The 16,257-nt window shown below is 65.5% G+C and carries 17 protein-coding genes; 12 read left to right on the top strand and 5 right to left on the bottom strand.

Annotated features, from left to right (window positions below; translation table 11 throughout):
- Nucleotides 1–158: 158 nt before the first annotated feature.
- The 4 genes from AC1RHV_RS28510 to AC1RHV_RS28495 form a co-directional block, all read right to left on the bottom strand.
- Nucleotides 159–932 (bottom strand): IclR family transcriptional regulator, encoded by a 774-nt coding sequence (locus AC1RHV_RS28510; protein ID WP_125471425.1) that lies wholly within the window; start codon nt 930–932, stop codon nt 159–161.
- An 83-nt stretch (nt 933–1,015) separates the two neighbouring features.
- Nucleotides 1,016–1,792, bottom strand: coding sequence for an enoyl-CoA hydratase/isomerase family protein (locus tag AC1RHV_RS28505; RefSeq protein ID WP_054457856.1), 777 nt, complete (start codon nt 1,790–1,792; stop codon nt 1,016–1,018).
- On the bottom strand, nt 1,789–3,921 hold the full coding sequence (locus AC1RHV_RS28500; RefSeq protein ID WP_054457857.1) for an acetate--CoA ligase family protein: 2,133 nt from the start codon (nt 3,919–3,921) through the stop codon (nt 1,789–1,791). The genes AC1RHV_RS28505 and AC1RHV_RS28500 overlap by 4 nt, the downstream gene beginning before the upstream one ends.
- 1 nt (nt 3,922) lies before the next feature.
- Nucleotides 3,923–4,924, bottom strand: a complete 1,002-nt coding sequence (locus AC1RHV_RS28495; RefSeq protein WP_054457858.1) for a tripartite tricarboxylate transporter substrate binding protein — start codon at nt 4,922–4,924, stop codon at nt 3,923–3,925.
- A 229-nt stretch (nt 4,925–5,153) separates the two neighbouring features.
- Between AC1RHV_RS28495 and AC1RHV_RS28490 the strand changes: the two genes are divergently transcribed.
- Genes AC1RHV_RS28490 through AC1RHV_RS28460 form a run of 7 tightly spaced genes read left to right on the top strand, consistent with a single transcriptional unit; the run spans nt 5,154 to nt 10,630 of the window.
- A complete protein-coding gene (locus tag AC1RHV_RS28490) occupies nt 5,154–6,302 on the top strand; it encodes an acyl-CoA dehydrogenase family protein (RefSeq protein WP_119450627.1) in 1,149 nt (382 codons plus the stop codon).
- Nucleotides 6,299–7,108: an enoyl-CoA hydratase/isomerase family protein gene (locus AC1RHV_RS28485; RefSeq protein WP_054457860.1), complete on the top strand. Its 810-nt coding sequence runs from the start codon at nt 6,299–6,301 to the stop codon at nt 7,106–7,108. The genes AC1RHV_RS28490 and AC1RHV_RS28485 overlap by 4 nt, the downstream gene beginning before the upstream one ends.
- Nucleotides 7,105–8,256, top strand: a complete 1,152-nt coding sequence (locus AC1RHV_RS28480; protein ID WP_192328978.1) for a thiolase family protein — start codon at nt 7,105–7,107, stop codon at nt 8,254–8,256. The genes AC1RHV_RS28485 and AC1RHV_RS28480 overlap by 4 nt, the downstream gene beginning before the upstream one ends.
- Nucleotide 8,257: 1 nt before the next feature.
- The gene (locus AC1RHV_RS28475; protein ID WP_492302403.1) at nt 8,258–8,659 is read left to right on the top strand and encodes a Zn-ribbon domain-containing OB-fold protein; all 402 of its coding nucleotides are present in this window, start codon (nt 8,258–8,260) and stop codon (nt 8,657–8,659) included.
- Nucleotides 8,656–9,051: a hypothetical protein gene (locus tag AC1RHV_RS28470; protein ID WP_119450624.1), complete on the top strand. Its 396-nt coding sequence runs from the start codon at nt 8,656–8,658 to the stop codon at nt 9,049–9,051. Before AC1RHV_RS28475 ends, AC1RHV_RS28470 begins: the two co-directional genes overlap by 4 nt.
- Nucleotides 9,052–9,059: 8 nt before the next feature.
- Entirely contained in the window at nt 9,060–9,452 is a 393-nt protein-coding gene (locus tag AC1RHV_RS28465) for a MaoC family dehydratase (RefSeq protein WP_119450623.1), read from the top strand.
- Between the two features lie 17 nt (nt 9,453–9,469).
- A complete protein-coding gene (locus AC1RHV_RS28460) occupies nt 9,470–10,630 on the top strand; it encodes an acyl-CoA dehydrogenase family protein (RefSeq protein WP_054457865.1) in 1,161 nt (386 codons plus the stop codon).
- A 13-nt stretch (nt 10,631–10,643) separates the two neighbouring features.
- Here AC1RHV_RS28460 and AC1RHV_RS28455 read toward each other — a convergent pair whose 3' ends face one another.
- Nucleotides 10,644–11,555 carry a LysR family transcriptional regulator gene (locus tag AC1RHV_RS28455; protein WP_054457866.1) on the bottom strand — a complete coding sequence of 304 codons (912 nt, stop codon included), beginning with the start codon at nt 11,553–11,555 and terminating at the stop codon, nt 10,644–10,646.
- A 262-nt stretch (nt 11,556–11,817) separates the two neighbouring features.
- Here AC1RHV_RS28455 and AC1RHV_RS28450 point away from each other — a divergent pair, with 262 nt between their 5' ends.
- From AC1RHV_RS28450 to AC1RHV_RS28430, 5 genes are read left to right on the top strand one after another with little or no spacing between them, the layout of a single operon-like run.
- Complete coding sequence (locus AC1RHV_RS28450; protein WP_054457867.1) at nt 11,818–12,594, top strand: 5-oxoprolinase subunit PxpA; 777 nt, start codon at nt 11,818–11,820, stop codon at nt 12,592–12,594.
- Between the two features lie 37 nt (nt 12,595–12,631).
- A complete protein-coding gene (locus AC1RHV_RS28445; protein WP_119450622.1) occupies nt 12,632–12,874 on the top strand; it encodes an acetyl-CoA carboxylase in 243 nt (80 codons plus the stop codon).
- Between the two features lie 8 nt (nt 12,875–12,882).
- Complete coding sequence (locus AC1RHV_RS28440) at nt 12,883–14,283, top strand: acetyl-CoA carboxylase biotin carboxylase subunit (RefSeq protein ID WP_492302400.1); 1,401 nt, start codon at nt 12,883–12,885, stop codon at nt 14,281–14,283.
- The gene (locus AC1RHV_RS28435; protein WP_119450620.1) at nt 14,280–15,152 is read left to right on the top strand and encodes a 5-oxoprolinase subunit B family protein; all 873 of its coding nucleotides are present in this window, start codon (nt 14,280–14,282) and stop codon (nt 15,150–15,152) included. Before AC1RHV_RS28440 ends, AC1RHV_RS28435 begins: the two co-directional genes overlap by 4 nt.
- Nucleotides 15,145–16,134, top strand: a complete 990-nt coding sequence (locus AC1RHV_RS28430; RefSeq protein ID WP_492302398.1) for a 5-oxoprolinase subunit C family protein — start codon at nt 15,145–15,147, stop codon at nt 16,132–16,134. Before AC1RHV_RS28435 ends, AC1RHV_RS28430 begins: the two co-directional genes overlap by 8 nt.
- Nucleotides 16,135–16,257: the final 123 nt, after the last annotated feature.

Genomic DNA, 16,257 nt, shown 5'->3' with positions numbered 1-16,257 from the left:
TCGGTCAGTTAATTTACTAACCGTACGGTTAGATGAATCATAAGCAAAGGTTCTCGAGAACGTCAATCGGGTTTTTCAGGGAGTTTCCCGCGCTGGAAGGGGCAGCGGCCGCGCTGCCCGCACGGCGACACGGGCAGCGCGGCGTCAGCGGTGGGGAATCAGGCGCGGCCGCCCGAGAGTGCGCGGGAGATCAGCGCGGCGCGGTCGCGCAGGTCAACGCCCAGGCGCTCGAGCGCCTCGCCCGAAACCTGGGCGCTGAAGCCAACGGCGCTGATGGCCATGGCGGCTTTGCCGAATTCGTCGAGCACCGCGGCGGAAACCGTGCTGACGCCTTTGACGTAGTTGCCGGCGTCCACCGCGTAACCCTTTTCACGGGCCTCGCGCACGCCTTCCATATAGTCCTTGAAAGGCGGCTTGTCGTCCCACCTCAGGTTGTCGAAACGTTGCCGCAATTCCTTGTCATCCAGCCCGGAATGGGCCGCCATGCAGCGGCCCAGCGCCGCGATGTACATGGGCAGTCGCTGGCCCACGCTCATGTGCACGCGCACCGAACTGTCGGTGTCGGCACGGTCCACCAGCACTACGCGCTCATTGGACGTGCGCTGCCAGAGCGTCGCAGTCACGCCGTGGCTGCGCGCGATATCGCGCAAATGCGGATGCACCAGCCGCACGTAGGATCCCTGCTCCAGCGCGCCCTTGGCGAGCTCGACCAGCCCCAACGCGATGGAATAGGTTTTCGTGGCTTCATCGAACGACACCAGGCCTTCATATACCAGCGTCTTGAGGAAGTTGTAGCAAGTGCTGGAATTGAGTTGCAGGTCGCGCGCCACGCGGGTGACCCCCACGCCCGAGGGCGCCGCGCTCAGGTAGCGCAGGACGCGTAATCCGCCCACGAGAGCACCTACGAGTTTTTCCGGTTGTTCGGTCGTCATTCTGAAGACAGAGAATTTCTCTGGATAGAAAAGAGCAAAAATTGTGGCATAGAGCGCCTGCCCGCACAAACCCGGCGGGCATATCAACCGGAGCGCCTGGCGCGCATGCTGGAAAGATAGCCGCGTATGGTTTCCTGCACGCCGGGCCTGGCGAAGTTTTCGTGCATCAGGGGCTCGAGCGCTTCGATGCGTCCGACGGCGCAATCGGGCGGCTCCAGCAACAAACGCGCCTTGCGGGCAATGACCAGCGCCTCGCGGCGCGCGATGTAGAACGCCAGGCGCTCGGCGGAAAGCCGCTCGAAGTCCTCGGCCGGCAACACATCGGTCACCAGTCCCAGGTCGCGGGCGGGCTCGGCCTTCAGCAGTTGGCCGCTGAGGCACAACTGGCGGGCCCGCGCGCCGCTGATCTTGGTTTCCAGCGCGGTCTGGACCATGACTGGGTACATGTTGAAAGCGATTTCCGGGCACGCGAGCGTGAGGTCCGCCGAGGCAATGACGATGTCCGTCATCGCCAGCAGGATGACGCCGGCCCCCGCCGCCTTGCCTCGGGCGACAGCCAGGACGGGAGCCGGCGAGCGCGCCATGGCGGCCATCAGTTCACGCAGGCCCTGCCCCTGCGCTTGCAACAACGCCGCACTGCGGACGAACTCCTCGATATCGCCGCCGGCACAGAACAGGGAGGGCGAAGCGCTGCGGAGAACGATCAGCCCAATCCCTGCGGCCGGGGCGCTTTCAATCGCGCGCCGCAACACGTCGAGCATTTCCACGTTCAGGGCGTTGGCCTTGGCCGCACGGTCCAGGATCAGCGTACGGACGCCAGCGGCGTCGTGAACCAGCACATGGTGCGAGGATGCCGTCATTCGAACCTGCTCACGACCGCATCGAGCACCCAGGCCTGCCCCTCGCCCACTGCCAGCGGATTGATCTCGATTTCCGCCAGGTCCGGCCGCGCCAGGAATGCTTCGCACAACCCCGCAATCTGCCGAGCCAGAGCTGGCAGGTCAACGGCGCCGCGCCCCCGAAACCCCTGCAGCAGCTTGGCCGAGCGCAGGCCCTCGATCATTTCCTGGATGCCTTGTGCGTCCAGCGGCAGCAAACGGCAGACCACGTCGGGATCGAGCTCCACTTCCACCCCGCCGCGGCCCAGCGTCAAGGTGGGGCCGAATCGGACGTCGCGGCGTAGGCCCAGCAGCAATTCGTGGTCGAAGCGCTGCATGGATTCGAGCAGGATGCCCCTCGCGTCGATGCCCCTGTCGCTGGCGATTGCGCGCAGGCGCAGCAGGGCTGCTCGCAATTGCTCGTCGTCCATGATGCCGAGTACCACGCCGCCTATGTCGCTCTTGTGCAGGACAGTACTGGCCTGCAGCTTGGCGACGACGGGGTAAGCCAAGGGCGCGGGCAAGCGGTCGGGCATATCGCCGTCCACCAGCACGCCGTCGGGGATGCCGGCGGTTCCGAGTTCGCGCAATAGCGCCTTGCTGTCCCACTCAAGCAGAAACGCGATACTAGCGGCCGGCATCGCATCGCACCGGAGTGCCGGCAACGCCGGCGCCGTAAGCGCCGCATGGCGCAAGCCGTTCAGACGCACAGCAGCGCCCAGGGCTGCAACCGCGGGCGGGATATCGCGGAACACGGGTATGCGCGCCTGCTCCAGCACACTCACCGACTCTTCCTTGGCGCCGATCCAGATCACCACGATGGGACGATGGGTACGCTGGCGCGCCTGGGCGATGGCGTCGGTAAACGCCGTGGCGATGCTGTGCATCAGGCCAACGAACAGCACGATGGCGTCGTTGCCCGGGTCTCGCGCCACGGCCTCCAGCGCCCTTGAAATGCTGGCGGTGTCCTGCACCACATTGCCGGTCAGGTCCAGCGGATTGGCCGCCTTGACGAAGGAAGGCAACACCGGCGCCAGCGCCTGGGCCGTCTGCGGCGCAAGCGCGGGCAGCTCCAGCGCCCAGCGTTCGGCTTCGTCCGCGATGAGCACGCCCGCGCCTCCCGACACGGACATGACGGCCAAGCGCTTGCCCTGCGGCACGCTGTCGAACAGGAACAGCCGGGCCACATCCATCATCTGGCCCAGCGAATCCACCCGCAGCGCGCCATGCTGACGCAGGCAGGCGTCATACAGGGCATCGTCGCCGGCCAGCGCTCCCGTATGCGAAGCAGCCGCCGCCGCGCCCGCCTGCGAGCGGCCCGCCTTGATCGCGATGACCGGCTTCCCGGCTGCCGCCGCGCGCAGCAGCGCCCGTCGGAACGCCAGGGAATCGCGGATATCCTCGACGTAAAGTCCGATGACGCGCGTCTGCGGATCGTCGGCAAGATAGGCAATGGCCGACGCCGCATCCATGTCGCACTCATTGCCGGTGGTGATCCATTTGCTGAATCCCAGGCCAGAACGCAGGCAGATGTCCATCCAGTACGCGCCCAACGCGCCACTCTGGCTGACGAAGGCGAAGCCGCCCTGCTTGATTGGCGTTTCCTCCAGTGCGGTGGTGAACGAGGCGATGAGTCCGGTGGCGCTATTGGCCACGCCCAGGCAGTTGGGGCCGAGTATCGTGACGCCTTGGGCCCGCGCTAGTTCGCCCAGCCTGCGTTGCAGCGCCGCGCCTTCTTCGCCCGTTTCGGAAAAGCCCGAAGAAAACACGACGAACGCCTTGACGCCCGCGGCCGCGCCCTCGCGGATCACATCCTCGACCAGCCCCGCCGGCGTACCGACTATGGCCAGATCCACCGGCTCGCCTATCGCGGCCAACGAGGGATAGCTCTTGAGACCCTGCACCTGATCGCGCGTCGGATTGACCGGAAACAGTTTGCCGACAAAGCCGCGCGACAGCATGTAGGCCAAAGGTCGGCCGGCGATCTTCCCCGGATCGGCTGAAGCGCCCACGATGGCCACGCTGCGCGCCTCCAGCACGGCGGCCGCGCGCGCCGCCCCTGCCAGCGCCTGCGGTGACGCGCCGCCCACGATGTTCATGTCTTCCATCATTTCAGTTCGCATCGATGCCCGCCGTCTTGATGACCTGGTCCCAGCGCTTCATCTCGCCGTCCAGGAACTCGCTGAAAGCCTTCGGCGCGGAAGCTACCGGAATGACGCCCTGCCCCAGCAGACGCTTGCGCACGACGGGATCCTCGAACTCCGCGCGCACCGCTCCCTGCAATTTGTCGACGATGTTCTTGGGCACGCCGGCAGGCGCAACCAGGCCGAGCCAGGTATTGCCGTTGAACCCCGGCAAGCCGGATTCATTCAGCGTGGGATAGTCGGGATAGGCCGGCGACCGCTCCAATCCGGTAATCGCGATCAGCTTCAGCTTTCCTGACTTTACATAGGGTTCGGCCGAAAGCGCGTCGACGAACATCACCGAAAGCGACCCGCCGAGCAGATCCGTCAACGCCTGTGCGCTGCCCCGGTAAGGCACGTGCACCAGCTTGATGCCGGCGGCCTGCTGCAGCAACTCGCCTGAAAGATGATTGGATTGTCCGACGCCCGCAGAGCCGTATGTCAGGGTGCCTGGCTTGGACTTTGCCAGCGCGATGAACTCCTTGAGGTTGGACGCGGGGACCGCAGGATTGGCGACCAGGAAGTTGGTCAGCTCCACCATTTGCGTAATGTTGCTGAATCCGCGCGCGGTGTCGTACTGCAGCTTGGAATACATGCTGGGATTGATGGCGTGGCTGGTCGCTACCGCCCCCAAGGTGTAGCCGTCTCCCGGCGCGCGCGCCACTGCCTGCGTGCCGATGGTGCCGCCGCCTCCCGGCAGGTTCTTGACCACGGCAGGCTGGCCCAGGCGTTCGATGCCGTGCGCGGCCGTGCGCGCGATAGTGTCCAGGATGCCGCCCGCCGAGGACGCCACGATCACCTCTATCGGTTTGGACGGGTAGACAGGCTCGGCACGGGCCGACCCTGAGCCCAAAGCCATAAAGGCAGCCGCAGCCAGGCTGGCCGCCCGCGACGAGAATGAGGATTGAAGCAGGGGTAATCCGGTCTTCATGTTGTCTCCTTTATTCTGTATAGCGAATATTTATCTTTATAGCGAATAAAGTCTAGGATTGACCCTCCGGCTTGTCAAGGACAAAACCGCCTGATCCGATGATTGACGCATCAATGAACGCTGGCTATTATATTTTTTAACGAGAATATTATTCTCTATAAAGAATTTAAAGATGCCCGACACGCCAAGGGTGACGGGCATCGCCAGCGGAGACAAAAGGAGCATATCCGTGAGCTTGAGCTTTGCGTTTTCCAGTGAACACGAAGCCGTCCGCGATACCGTGCGGCGGCTTTGCCAGGATGAACTCGCCCCCCTGGTCTTCGATGCTGAAGAACAGGAAACCTTTCCGAAGCACGTCTTTGAACGCTGGGGCGATCTGGGCCTGCTGGGCGTGCGTTATCCGGAAGCCGATGGCGGCAGCGGCCTGGACAAAATCAGCGACTGCATCGTGCGCGAAGAGCTGAGTTACCTGTCCCAGGCGTTCGCCTCCACCTGGTCGGCCCATACGCATCTGGGCATCTGGCCCATATGGAAAGCAGGCACGCCGGCGCAGAAGGCGCGTTTCCTGGCGCCCGCGCTGGCCGGCCGGAAAGTGGCCGGCTTCGGCCTGAGCGAACCGGACGGCGGCTCCAACGTGCGCGCCATGAAGACCCGGGCCGAACGCGTTGAAGGCGGTTGGCGCCTGCATGGCAGCAAGCTTTACATCACGAATGCACCCTTCGCCGACTTCCTGCTGGTAGCCGCGCGCACCAGTCCCGACCTCCGTCCTGACTCGATCAGCCTGTTCATCGTCGAACTGCCCAATCCTGGCTTCGAAATTTCCAAGCTCAAGAAGGAAGGGATACGCGCGTCGGAAACGGCGCTGATCCACATCGACAACGCCTTCGTGCCCGACGATTGCCTGCTCGGCGAAACCGAAGGCACGTATCCGCTGATCCTGGAATCGCTCAGCGAAAACCGGGTCGGCGTGGCGGCCAATGCCCTGGGCATGGCGCGCGCGGCCTTCGATGCCGCCACCGCCTACGCCAACGACCGTCTGGTGGCCGGCAAGCGCATCGGCCAGTATCAGGCCATCGGCCACAAGCTCGCCGAGATGTCGGCGCAGATCGAAGCGGCCCGCTGGCTGGTCTATTACGGCGCCTGGCGCGTGGATCAGGGAACCCTGGACGCGGCCACGGCCGCGCGCGTCAAGCTGGTCGCCAGCGAAACCGCCGTTTCGGTCAGCGAGCAAGCCATCCGTATCTTCGGCGGCGCCGGCATCATGCGCGAGTATCCGGTCGGCCGCATCCACCGCGACGCGCTGGTCTACATCATCGGCGAAGGCACCAGCGAGATCCAGAAGAACATCATCGCCAACAGCCTGGGATTCAAGCCATGAACGACTATGTCCTGCGCGAGCGCCGCGGCGCGACACTCCTCATCACCCTGAACCGTCCCGAACGACGCAACGCCTTCGATCTCGAGGTGCGCCAAAGCCTGGCCGAAGCCGTGCTTCAAGCGCGCGACGACGACACGGTCAAAGCCGTGGTCATCACGGGCGCCCAGGGCGTGTTCTGTGCGGGCGGCGATCTGAAATCGCTGTCCGAGGCCAAACGGCCTGTGTACAAGGACCGGGATCGCATACGCCGTCTGCACACCTGGTTCCATGAGCTGGTCAATCTGGAAAAGCCCGTCATTGCCGCGGTGGACGGCCCCGCCTTTGGCGCGGGCTTCAATCTGGCATTGGCCTGCGATTTCATCCTGGGCACGCCGGGCGCGCGGTTCTGTGCCGTTTTCGGACGCATCGGCCTAGTGCCGGACCTGGGCGGCTTTTTCCTGTTGCCGCGCATCGTCGGCCTTCAGCGCGCCAAGGAACTCGTGTTCTCGGCACGCGAAGTGGACGCCGAAGAAGCGCGCGCCCTCGGCATCCTGTACCGCATCGTCCCGCCGCAATCCCTGCTGGACGAGGCATTGGCGCTTGCCGCCCGATTCCATGCCGCATCGACCGAAGCGCTGGGCATGTCGAAGAACATACTCAACCGCTCCTTCAACCTGGACCAGAACACGCTGGCCGAACTGGAGGCCCATGCCCAGGCGCTGGCTCTGCACACGGTCTACCACGACGACGCCGTGGCGCGCTTCCTGGACAAGCAGCCCCTCGCATTCAACTGGTCCGCCAAGCCCGGCAAGGACGGCGCCGCATGAGCATGAACGCCTACATCACTGGCGCCTGCGACACGCGCGTCGGCGAACTGCCAGGTTCCAGTTGCATGGGCCTGCACGCGGAAGCGGCATTCGGCGCGATACGCGACGCGGGCCTGGACCCCGGCGACATCGACGGCGTGTTGTGCGCCTATTCCTTTACCGAGCCGCACCTGATGCTCGGTTCCGTGTTCTGCGAATACGCGGGCCTGAATCCGAACTTCTGCACCGCGATACAGGCCGGCGGCGCCAGCGCCTGCATCATGGTCATGCAGGCGGCCGCCCTGGTGGCCAGCGGCCAGTGCAACCACGTCCTGGTCGTCGCGGGCGACAACCGTCTGACGGGGCTGTCCCGCGACGGCGCGGTGGCGGCGCTGGCCGAGGTCGGCCACCCGCAGTTCGAGCGCCCCTTCGGCATCAGCGTGCCCGCTTCCTATGCGCTGGTTGCGCAACGCTACATGCACGATTACGGTGTGACATCCGAGCACCTGGCAGCAATCGCCGTGGAGCACCGCCGCCATGCCGGCCGGCATCCCAAGGCCCACAAGCGCGAGCCGATCTCCATTGAGGACGTGTTGAACTCGCGCGAGATCAGCGCGCCCCTGCGCATGCTGGACTGCTGCCTGGTTTCCGACGGCGGCGCGGCGCTGGTGGTCAGCCGCCGCCCTGCCACCAACACCAGCCACCGTGCCGTGGAGATCCTGGGTGCGGGCCAGGGCCATACGCACGAACATATCGTGTCCGCACCCAGCCTGGTCGATTTCGGCTGCAAGGCCTCGTCGGCACGCGCGTTCGCGGCGGCCGGCCTGAAGCCCGCCGACATCGACGTCGCTCTCATCTACGACTCGTTCACCATCACCTTGCTGGTCGAACTTGAATCCATTGGATTCTTTGCGCGCGGCGAAGCCGGGCCCGCCGCCCTGCAAGGCCAGTTGGGCCTGGGCGGCGCCCTGCCCTGCAATACCCATGGCGGCCTGCTGTCCTATGGCCACTCCGGCGCGGCCGGCGGCATGTTCCATGCGGTCGAGGCCGTCCATCAATTGCGCGGCCAGGCGGATGCCCGCCAGGTGGATGACGCCAACCTGGCCTTCGTGCACGGAGACGGCGGCATCCTTTCCGCCCACTGCTCACTCATCCTGGGAGCCGCCTGAAATGGAAAAGCCCTCCATACGCCCCACCGCGGAAACGCAGCCTTTCTGGCAAGGTTGCCGCGACCGCAAGCTGCGCTACCAGACCTGCGGCGAATGCGGCGCGGTGCAGCGCATTCCGCGCAGTGTCTGCACTAATTGCCACGGACAGCAGCTGAAGTGGAACGAATCTGCCGGACTGGGCACCGTGCTCAGCCATACCACGGTGCATCGTGCACCGAACGCGGCCTTCAAGGCCGAAGCGCCCTATGTAATCGCCCTGGTCGACCTGGACGAGGGATTCCGCTTGATGGTCAACACCCGCAATGACGCCAACTCGCCGCTCGCCATCGGCCAGCGGGTGCGGATCGGATTCGAGCCCCGCGGCGACCACCTGCTCCCGATTGCCGAACCGGAGACGCCATGAGCGCGCTGTATACCTATGACAGCTTTACCCCTGGTTCCGTGCTGGGCGAATGGGAAGAGCCGCTCGACGCGAGGCTGCTGGCGCTCTGGGAACGCCTGTTCGGCCAGCACGCGCAGGACGCACCGGCCAGGCAGGCCGGCCTGGCCGTCGCGCTGATGATGCGCGCCTACCTGAACGTGGTGACGCCGCGCCCGCCCGGCAACATCCATGCGCGGCAAGCGCTTTGCGTCCAAGGGCTGCCGCGCTCTGGCGAACGCGTACGTTCCACGGTGCGCTGCCTGGACAAGGAAATGCGGGGCGAACGTCGCTATCTACGACTTGAAGTCGCTGGCGAGGGCGCAACTGGACGCCCCCTCTATACCGGCCGAATGAATCTGATCTGGGCCGCCTAGGACACACCATGACGCCTACACTGGAAGAAGTATCCATGAAGGTCACTCAGGCGGACATCGATCTTTATGCCGAACTGACCAACGACTTCAATCCCCTGCACGTAGATCCGGCATTCGCCTCGGCCACGCCCATGGGCGGCACCATCGCCCACGGCACGCTGTCGGTCAACCTGATCTGGCAATCGCTGGCGCGCAGCTTCGGTGCCGCGGCGCTGGAACGATTCGACCTGGACATCCGCTTTCTCAAGCCGCTGCATGCCGGCGGCCTCATCACCGCAGGCGGCCAATGCGTGGCCGATGCACCAGGGAGATATGACGTCTGGGTAAGAGATGCCGGCGGCGTCGCGCTGATCGCCGGCCACGTCACGCTAGCCGACGCCGGCGCACCGGCAGCCAACTGAACCAACCGGAAACAGCCATGCACCTGACCCACGAGCATCGCGAACTCGAACGGACCACCCGCCGCATCATCGCCGAACACCTGGACCCCTATCTGGACGAGTGGGAGGCCGAGCAGATTTTCCCTGCGCACCGCGTGATGAAGGCCTTCGGATCCGCCGGGCTGCTGGGCATAGGAAAGGCGGCAGAGTATGGCGGCATGGAGCTGGATTTCAGCTACGAAATGGTCTTCGCCGAGACCCTGGGCGAAGTCCGGTCCAGCGGGCTGACCTCGGCCATCGGCGTGCAAAGCACGATGTGCACTCCGGCCTTGGCGCATCATGGCAGCGATGCGCTCAAGCGCGCCTACCTGGCGCCCACCATCGCGGGAGATCTGGTCGGCTGCATCGGCGTAAGCGAAGCCTCGGCAGGCTCGGACGTGTCGCAGATAAAGACCTGGGCGCGGCGCGACGGCGACGACTACGTCATCAACGGATCGAAGATGTGGATCACCAATGGCGTGCAGGGCGACTGGATCTGCCTGCTGTGCAATACCTCGCAGGACGGCGGACCGCACAAGAACAAATCGCTCATCATCGTGCCATTGAACGCTCCCGGCGTCAGCGTGTCGCGCAAGCTGGACAAGCTGGTGCTGCGCGCCTCCGATACGGCCGAACTGTTCTTCGACGACGTGCGGGTACCAGTCAGCAACCGCATCGGCGAAGAGAACATGGGCTTCATCTACCAGATGGAGCAGTTCCAGGAAGAACGCATGTTCGTCGCGGCGCGCAGCATGCGGTCGATGGAGCGGGCCATCGAAGAGACCATCGAATACGCCGGCCAGAGGCAAGTGTTCGGCGGCACAATCCTGTCCAATCAGGTGGTCTACCACAAGCTCGCCGAAATGCAGACCGAGATCCAGGCACTGCGCTCTCTGCTGTACCGTGCCATCGAGCAATACCTGGACGGCCAGGACATCGCGCAGTTCGCCTCCATGGCGAAGTACTACGCTGGCAAGCTGTCCATGAAGATTCCCAACGAATGCCTGCAGTTCTGGGGCGGCCAGGGCGTCATGAACGAGAACTGGATCTCTCGCGCCTATCGCGACCTGAGGCAGACGGCCATCGGCGGCGGCGCCAACGAGATCATGCTGGAAGTCATCGCGAAGACCATGGGCATACATCCCGGCAAGCGGGCGTAGCGCCGGTCCGCGTTCAGCCCGCCCCGCCCCGCTGCGCCATGTACGCATGCCGGAAATAGTCCCGCACCGCCTGCATGGCGGGCGACACTTCCGCGCCCCGGCGCCAGGCCAACCCGACGTTCATGGGCGGAATCGGGTCCTTGAGCTGTACCGTTTCAATCCGCCGCCCCTCCAGCGACCAGGGCCGGTAGACCATGTCCGACAGCAGGGCCACGCCGCTGCCGTTGGCCACCATGCTGCGCACCGCCTCGACGGATGAGGTGCGCAGCCGCACGTCGGGCTTGAAGGGGGTTTCGTTCCAGTAACGCAAGGCGGTGTAGGCCGCCTCGTCCACGGTCAGCATGATGAAGGGTTCGCGCGAGACGTCCTCCAGAGTCACGGCGTCCGCCGCAAGCAAGGGATGCCTGGCCGGCAGCCACAGGCGTCGCGGCGAGCCGAAGAAATGCTCCACCGCCAGATCCGGATTGGCGACGTTCGAGGTCAGCAGCACCGCCATGTCATAGCGGTTTGCGATCAGGCCTTCCTCGATTGCGCTGCGGTTCAGTTCGTGCAGCTGGATGTCCAGGCGCGGATACAGCTGAGACAGCCGCTGCAGGTGATACGGCAGGAAGTAGCCGATCACCGTATAGGACGCCGCCAGCAACAGGCGGCCCGAGACCTCTTCCGCCGTCGCCGGCATGCGCAGGGCCTCGTCGACCGACGACAGGATGTTGTAGGCGTGGTTCAAGAAGGTGCGGCCGCTGTGAGTCAGCGTCACGCCGTGGGCGCCCCGCAGGAACAGCGCCGTGCCCACTGTCTCCTCCAGTTCGCGGATGGCGCTGGTGATGGCCGACTGGGATATCGCCAGCTGGATTGCCGCCTGCGAAATCTGGCCCAGTTCGGCTGCGGCGATGAAGTATTTGAGCTGACGTAGGGTAATCGACATGTCTGGTCTTATCTTTTTAATCGATATCTTTGCCTCAGAATATCTGAATATTCTCTCTGCGATCCGATGCGTCTTATCAGGGGTATCCCTTATTTTTCATAGGAAAAACGTCGGAACGATGCTGCCAATTCGACGGATAGTTATCTAAAAAACAGATATTGATCGATCAATAAAAAGGTCTTTTTATCCCCCTCGGCCTTGGCTAATGTTCACGTCACACGCCGCGTCGAATGCGGCGAGCAACGCCAAGGAGCCTCCGGCAATGAGCAAACGCAGCATCGACCTCAACTCGGACATGGGGGAAGGATTCGGCCCGTGGACCATCGGGGACGGCGTGGACGAAGCGATCATGCCCTTGATCAGTTCGGCCAACATCGCCACGGGATTCCATGCAGGCGACCCGCGGATCATGAACCGCACGGTGTTGCAGGCCCGCGAACACGGCGTCTGCATCGGCGCCCATCCCGGCTTTCGCGACCTGGTCGGCTTCGGCCGGCGGGACATGCGCGAAAGCGCCGAAGCGCTGGTGCACGACATCGTCTATCAACTGGGCGCGCTGCGCGAATTCGCCCGGCTGCACGGACTGCGCCTGCAGCACGTGAAGCCGCATGGCGCGCTGTACATGCAGGCCGCCCGCGACGAAGCCTTGTCGCGCCGTTTGATCGAAACGCTGCAGGAGCTGGAGCCCACGCTGGCGCTGTACTGCATGGAAAGCTCGGTCACCTACCGTCTGGCGCGCGAACTGAACCAGCCCGTGGTGCGCGAGTTCTACGCCGACCGCGACTACGACGCCAGCGGCTCCATCGTCTTCACCCGCTACACCCAGCCGCTGGACCCCGCCCAGGTCGCCGAAAAAGTGCTGCGCGCCTGCACCGAGGGCCGCGTGCGCACGGTCGAAGGCAAGGACATCCCCATCGACTTCGATTCCGTCTGCATACACAGCGACACGCCCGGCGCCCTGTCCCTGGTGCGCGCCACCCGCGAGAAGCTGGAAGCCCACGGTATCCGGATCGCGCCGCCCAGCGTGACCGGCCCCTGACCCCCTGCCGCCCGAACGACATTCCAAGGAGAAAACCATGCCGTTGCACGATATTCCCAGCCCCCTGCCCGGAACCTTCTACCGCCGCCCCAGCCCCGACGCTGCCCCCTTCGTGGAGCGGGGCGCCACGGTCGCCGCCGGCGCCGTGATCGGCATCGTCGAGGTCATGAAGCAGTTCAACCAGATCGAAACGCCCACCGGCGGCGTGGTGGCCGAGATCCTGGTGGAAGACGGCGAGCCGGTGGAAGCCGGACAGCCCCTGCTGCGCATCGAGGGATAGGCCGCGCCATGTCCGATACCCATCTTCCCTACCGGCCGCGCAACATCCACAAGGTGCTGGTGGCCAACCGCGGCGAAATCGCCTTGCGCATCATCCGCGCCGCCCGCGAACTGAGCATGCGCACCGTGGCCGTATACAGCGAAGCGGACCGAGACGCGCTGGCCACGCGTATGGCCGACGAAGCGGTGCTCATCGGCCCCTCGCACGCGACGCGCAGCTATCTGAACACCGAAGCGCTGCTGGAGGCCGCCCGCAGCACCGGCGCCCAGGCAGTACATCCCGGCTACGGCTTCCTGTCGGAAAACGCGGCATTCGCGCAGGCCGTGAGCGACGCCGGCCTGATCTTCGTCGGGCCCGATGCCGCCACCATCCGCACGATGGGCGACAAGGCGGCGGCGCGCGCCTGCGCCCAGGCGGCCGGCGTGCCGACGGTGCCTGGCAGCGAAGGCGTGCTGTCATCGCTGGACGAAGCCCTGACCCATGCCGCCATCATCGGCTACCCGCTCATGATCAAGGCAGCCGCGGGCGGCGGCGGGCGCGGCATACGCGTGGTGCGCGACGAAGCCGAACTGCGCGCGCAGATGCCGCAGGCCCAGGCCGAGGCGCAGGCGGCCTTCGGCGAAGCCGGTGTATACCTGGAGCGCTATCTGCCGCGCGCGCGGCACATCGAAGTGCAGGTTCTGGGCGACGGCAGCAACGCCGTCCACCTGTATGAACGCGAATGCTCCCTGCAACGGCGCCGGCAGAAGGTATTGGAAGAAGCGCCCTCTCCCGCCCTGAACCCCGCCACCCGGCAGAAGCTGTGCGAATCGGCGGCGCAACTGGCGCGCTCGGTCGGGTACCGGGGAGCGGGCACGCTGGAGTATCTGTACGACGACAGCCGCGGCGCCGGCGAGTTCTACTTCATCGAGATGAACACCCGCATCCAGGTCGAGCACCCCATCACCGAAGCCATCACGGGCGTGGACCTGGTGCGCGAAATGCTGCGCATCGCCGACGGCGAACCCCTGCGCTTACGCCAGCAGGACATCGCCATCCGCGGCGCAGCGATCGAATGCCGCATCAACGCCGAAGACCCCAAGCGCAACTTCGCGCCCAGCCCTGGCCGGGTGGAACACGTGCGCTGGCCCGGCGGGCCCGGCGTGCGCGTGGACTCGATGCTGTATCCGGGCTGCTCCGTGCCGCCCTACTATGACTCGCTGCTGGCCAAGCTGATCGTCTGGGACGAGAGCCGCGCGGCGGCGCTGGCGCGCATGGCGCGCGCGCTCGACGAAGTGGAACTGACGGGCGTGCATTCAACGCTGGCCCTGCACCGCGAACTGCTGGAGGATGCGGACGTGCTGGCGGGCCGCTACCACACCAATTATCTTGAAGCCTGGATGCAAAGGGACCGGGAGGAAAACCAATGAGCTTGCGCTACACCCATGGCGGCGACGAGTTCATCTTCGTCGAGATCAGCGAGGACATGTCGCTGGAATCCTTCTTCAAGGGCATGGCGATCACGCGGGCGCTGCGCGAACGCGCGGTCGACGGCGTGACCGAGATATGCCCGGCCAACGCGTCCTATCAAGTACGGTACGACCCCGACCGCATCGCGCCGGACGCCCTGCTGGCCCTGCTGCGCGAACTGGAGGCGGGCATAGACCTGGCCAACCTGACGCTGGCCACCCGCATCATCGAAGTGCCGGTGTACTACAACGACCCCTGGACCCACGAGACCCTGATGCGGTTTCGCGAAAGGCACCAGGATCCGGAATCCACCGACCTGGAGTACGCGGCCCGCATCAACGGCCACGACTCGGTGCAGGGCTTCATCGACGCCCACTCCGGTTCGCCCTGGTTCGTGTCCATGGTGGGCTTCGTGGCCGGGTTGCCCTTCATGTACCAGATGGTGGAACGCGAGCGCCAGCTGCAGGTTCCCAAATACCTGCGCCCCCGCACCGATACTCCCAAACACACGGTGGGACACGGCGGCTGCTTCGGCTGCATCTATTCGGTACGCGGCGCGGGCGGCTACCAGATGTTCGGCGTCACGCCAGCACCCATCTTCGAACCTGCCCAGCGCCAGGCGCATCTGCGCGATTCGATGGTGTTCTTCCGCCCGGGCGACATCGTGAAGTTCAAGCCCATCACCCGCGACGAGTACGACCAGGCCACGGCGCAGGTCGAGGCCGGCAGCTTCGACCTGCGCATCCGGCCCGTGTCGTTCTCGCTGGCCGAGTTCCAGCGCGCGCCCGATGCCTGCAACGCCCAACTGCTGGAGACGCTCCATGCCTAACGATCCCATCATCGAAGTCATCAAGCCCGGCCTGGCCACTTCGGTGCAGGACACGGGCCGCCTAGGCCACTACCACCTGGGCATACCGCCGTCCGGCGCGCTCGATCAGTACGCGCTGGCCGCCGCCAACCTGCTGGTGGGCAATGCCGCCGGCGACGCGGTGCTGGAATGCACGCTGCTCGGCCCGGAGCTGTTGTTCCACCGCACCGCCGTGATTGCCGTGACGGGCGCCAGCATGATCCCCAAGATCGACGGCGTGGCGCAGGCCTGCAATGTGGCGCTGGCGGTGCAGGCCGGCAGCCGGCTGTCGTTCGACTTCGTGCAGGCCGGCGCCCGCGCTTGCCTGGCGGTCGCGGGCGGCATCGACGTCCCTGTGGTCCTGGGCAGCCGCTCGACCTACGCGCTGGGCGCTATCGGCGGGCACGAAGGCCGCAAGCTGCAGGCCGGCGACCGGCTGGCGGTGGGCCGGGCGTCCATCCGCACGCGCGTGGGCCGCGAACTGCCGACCGCGTTGGCCGAGGCCCCGCCCAAGACGCAGACGCTGCGCGTGCTTCCGGGTCTATACGATCACCGCCTGGAGCCAGAATCCGCCGCCACTTTCTATGAAGACGCCTGGACCGTGACCTCCGAGGCCGATCGCATCGGCTACCGCTACAAGCAGGGCCGCCCGCTACGCTTTCGCGCCCGCGAGCAACCTTTCGGCGCGGGCGCCGATCCGTCGAACATCGTCGACGCCTGCTATCCCATCGGCTCCATCCAGGTGCCTGCGGGCGTGGAACCCATCATCCTGCATCGCGATGCGGTGTCCGGCGGCGGCTACGCCATGATAGGCACGGTCATCAGCGCCGACCTGGACAAGGTCGGTCAGATGCAGCCCAACCAGAGCGCCCATTTCGAGCGGGTGACGCTGGAGCAGGCGGTGGCCGCAAGGCGCGACTACCGCGCCCGCTTCGAGCGGCTGCATCAGGCGCTCAGCGGCTGATCCCCGGGGCGCGGCCGGTCCGCGCCCTTCTCCCGGTTTTTCTTATATCCCGGCCTTGCCCCCTGGCAAGGCCGGTGGGCGACACGCGCCCGTTCCGCAGTCGAACCGCAGCATCCGATCCCG

Source organism: Achromobacter sp. GW823-FHT04E03, assembly GCF_058796095.1.
Note: the sequence above shows the minus strand (reverse complement) of the source record. Positions and strands in the feature narration are given on the sequence as shown.